This is a genomic window from Bartonella sp. AU18XJBT, from assembly GCF_028618595.1.
Lineage (GTDB): Bacteria > Pseudomonadota > Alphaproteobacteria > Rhizobiales > Rhizobiaceae > Bartonella.
The window spans coordinates 1-3,092 of sequence record NZ_JAQITE010000089.1 but is presented as its reverse complement, the minus strand read 5'-3'; the positions used below and the strand labels follow the sequence as shown (position 1 = coordinate 3,092).

General features: G+C 36.8%; 5 protein-coding genes. 4 read left to right on the top strand and 1 reads right to left on the bottom strand.

Features of this window, described 5'->3' with window-relative positions:
- The 3 genes from PVV60_RS09920 to PVV60_RS09910 all read left to right on the top strand — a co-directional run.
- Window positions 1-590, top strand: a 590-nt coding sequence (locus PVV60_RS09920) for a site-specific integrase (protein ID WP_273724604.1), incomplete at its 5' end; no start/stop codon positions are given.
- 205 nt (window positions 591-795) lie between these two features.
- Window positions 796-996 (top strand): AlpA family transcriptional regulator, encoded by a 201-nt coding sequence (locus PVV60_RS09915; RefSeq protein WP_015856195.1) that lies wholly within the window; start codon window positions 796-798, stop codon window positions 994-996.
- Between the two features lie 103 nt (window positions 997-1,099).
- Window positions 1,100-1,519, top strand: coding sequence for an ABC transporter transmembrane domain-containing protein (locus PVV60_RS09910; RefSeq protein WP_273724603.1), 420 nt, complete (start codon window positions 1,100-1,102; stop codon window positions 1,517-1,519).
- Between the two features lie 375 nt (window positions 1,520-1,894).
- Here the strand turns inward: PVV60_RS09910 and PVV60_RS09905 are convergent, their stop codons facing one another.
- Window positions 1,895-2,161: a hypothetical protein gene (locus PVV60_RS09905; RefSeq protein WP_273724602.1), complete on the bottom strand. Its 267-nt coding sequence runs from the start codon at window positions 2,159-2,161 to the stop codon at window positions 1,895-1,897.
- Between the two features lie 254 nt (window positions 2,162-2,415).
- Between PVV60_RS09905 and PVV60_RS09900 the strand changes: the two genes are divergently transcribed.
- The coding region (locus PVV60_RS09900) for an ABC transporter transmembrane domain-containing protein (protein ID WP_273724601.1) at window positions 2,416-3,092 on the top strand (677 nt) is incomplete at its 3' end.

Genomic DNA, 3,092 nt, shown 5'->3' with positions numbered 1-3,092 from the left:
GTGCTCTTTTAGGTAAACAACTTCATAAAACTATTAATAGACCAGCTATGGATTGGAAAGATGTTCCTGCTTTTTATAAAACACTTTGCGAAAAAACAACTATGACGAATTTAGCTTTGCGTTTGCTCATTCTTACAGGGGTTCGTACTTTTCCTTTGTGTCATATTCATAAAGATCAAGTTGAGGGGGATATATGGACTATCCCTGCTGAGAATATGAAAGGAAGACGTGATGCTACAACAGAGTTTCGCGTTCCCTTATCAACAGAAGCATTAGAAATTCTCAAACAAGCGCGCTTGCTCTCTCGCAATGATTTCTTTTTTTCTGCTAGAGGTCGTGGTCACCTTGGTGAGAAGTGTATGGCTACGTATATGAGAAAAAATAAACTTGACGCCTGCCCCCATGGTTTTCGCTCTAGTTTACGCAATTGGCTTGCTGAAACAACCGATGCCCCCTATGAGGTCGCTGAAACTATTCTCAGTCATACAGTAGGAGGACAAGTAGAGCGTGCCTATCGTCGTACTGACTATCTAGAACAGCGCCGTGTCTATATGGATAAATGGGCGGCATATGTCACGGGTCAATCTTAAGATATGGGGTGAATAACCCCATTATCTGTGGATAACTTTAGCTCTCTTGTCTCTCATTCTTTCTCAATAAGATTCATAAATTATCACATTACAAATTATATGATAAAATATTGTTTTCTATAAATAAAATACCTTCAAAAATAAACCAAAATGTGGTTAATAAATAGTTATGATTTGTTCTCATTTTGATAGAAAGGAAATTATTATGATAGAAAATGATATTCTTTTAACAGACCGTGAAAGTGCAAAATTGCTTCATATGAGTGTTTCAACATTCCGCCGTCATGTTACCAATGGATCTTTGCCAAAACCTTTAAAATTTGGTTTTTTATCGCGTTGGTTACAATCAGATCTTTTGAATGTCATCGAACAAGCAAAACAGCAACGTTATAACGACGCGGCATAAAAAAAACCTTGTCACGTAAGGACGGACAAGGCTTTCTCAAACTCATCACCCTAGAGATAGCACAATCCGTCCTATGACGCAACGTTATAGGATTTAAAATGATGTGTTCTTTAAGAATGCGCAGGGTATCACACGTGCCTTGCGCGGGGTTTGGCATGGGCGTTATGGAACAACCCGTTGCCCCCTGCTCATGATCAGTTGCGTTGCTGTCGTTTTGCGCTTACTTGGCTTGGTGAATCCTTTTATTTTTCAAGCGATTATCGACCGTATTCTCCCTTTTCAGCGTATTGAAAGTCTCTATGCTATCGTTGTCTTGATGGTTTCTATCATGCTGTTTAGCACGGCTCTTAGCACTCTATCTGGCTACTTAGGAGCTTATTTAGCCAATCGGCTTACGCTAGAATTTGGACGGCGCATTTACACCCATCTTTTAAGTCTCTCTTTGCCCACTTTACGCACTTGGCAAGTGGGAGAACTGTTTTCACGTATTGGAAAGAGAGAAAAATATAATGAATATGGATAACAATTTTATACTTTTGCACTTTTATAAATCAATATAATTAATAATATAATGAATAGCACAAGATAATATAACGACTAAAATCATTATTAATAGTGATTTCTTTATAGATGCTTCCCAACTATAGCTTTTAAATCTAAGTAACAAAGTACATGCAAAAAAACCCATAAAAAAACCTATAAATTCTGGAAGAAATAATTTTGCAGTTTTATAAATAATCTCCATAATGAAGATGCTCCCTAAAATATGATTGTCATAAATATTATGATATCCCTGAAATCAGTTGTGTCATAGTTTTTAAATTATGTTCACAATATCATTGATCTCAGGAATATATTGCTCGCTATTTTCTAATAAATTAGAAAAAGTATTTTTACTTTATCGATGATAGCAATCATCTACCTTATGTCCCAAGGTCGTAAGACCTTCGTATACTGCACCTCCGAATGCTCCAGCTCCAGCGCCTGGACCTGTGGCTATGCCAGTTAATACTCCTACACCAGCTCCAAAAAGTGCATTCACACCCACTTCATAGACATAACCACCCACACCACAACTGTCAGAATGAAACCAACTTGATGAATGTGAACTGCTGTGTGAATGTGAACTGCTGTGTGAATCATGTGATGAACTTGAACTAGCCATATTTTAGTCTCCTTTTAATTATTAAAAATAACTGTATCACAACGATACAGCGGAAAATTCATTATTGTTCATTTTAGCAAATGTCAAATATAATTTGTATAAATAACAATAAAATACTGTATAAACAATAAATACATTATGTTTATATTATAATCTACAAAATGTATATTTTGTATAAATATAATACTATTTACAATACTGTTTAAATATGCGACATCCATCGCTCTTTCTCTTAAACAAAATCATAAATTCAAATGAGTCATTCACAAGAAAAGCTAGTATCATTCTCTTGGTTTACAAGAACAACAAAGAAATATATCTATTATGTCATCGAACTCAGTTGCGTTGCTGTTGTTTTGCGTTTGCTGGGCTTGGTGAATCCTTTTATTTTTCAAGCGATTATCGACCGTATTCTCCCTTTTCAGCGTATTGAAAGTCTCTATGCTATCGTTGTCTTGATGGTTGCTATCATGCTGTTTAGCACGGCTCTTAGCGCTCTATCAGGCTACTTAGGTGCTTATTTAGCCAATCGGCTTACGCTAGAATTTGGACGGCGCATTTACACCCATCTTTTAAGTCTCTCTTTGCCCACTTTACGCCGTTGGCAAGTGGGAGAATTGTTTTCACGTATTGGAGAGGTTGATACAATTCGCGGTTTTTTAACAGGAACCATCGCCACAACTGTGCTAAATGTTCTCTTTGCCATTATTTATATTGCTGCACTCTTTTCCATTAGTCCAAAACTGACCTTTATTGTCCTTATCATTTTACCTTTACAAATGGGTTCTTTAGCGCTGGTCGGTCCCTTCTTGCGCCGCCAATTACGCCGTGCTTTTACTCTGCAAGCTGTCCATAAATCGCGCCTTATTGAAAGTTTTACCAATCTTGAAGCCATTAAAGCACACGTAAAAGAATCTGCTCATACAATACG

Bases quoted from the DNA above. Each gene is read 5' to 3' on its own strand.
- PVV60_RS09915 (WP_015856195.1), top strand. From the start codon at position 796: ATGATAGAAAATGATATTCTTTTAACAGACCGTGAAAGTGCAAAATTG.
- PVV60_RS09905 (WP_273724602.1), bottom strand. From the start codon at position 2,161: ATGGCTAGTTCAAGTTCATCACATGATTCACACAGCAGTTCACATTCA.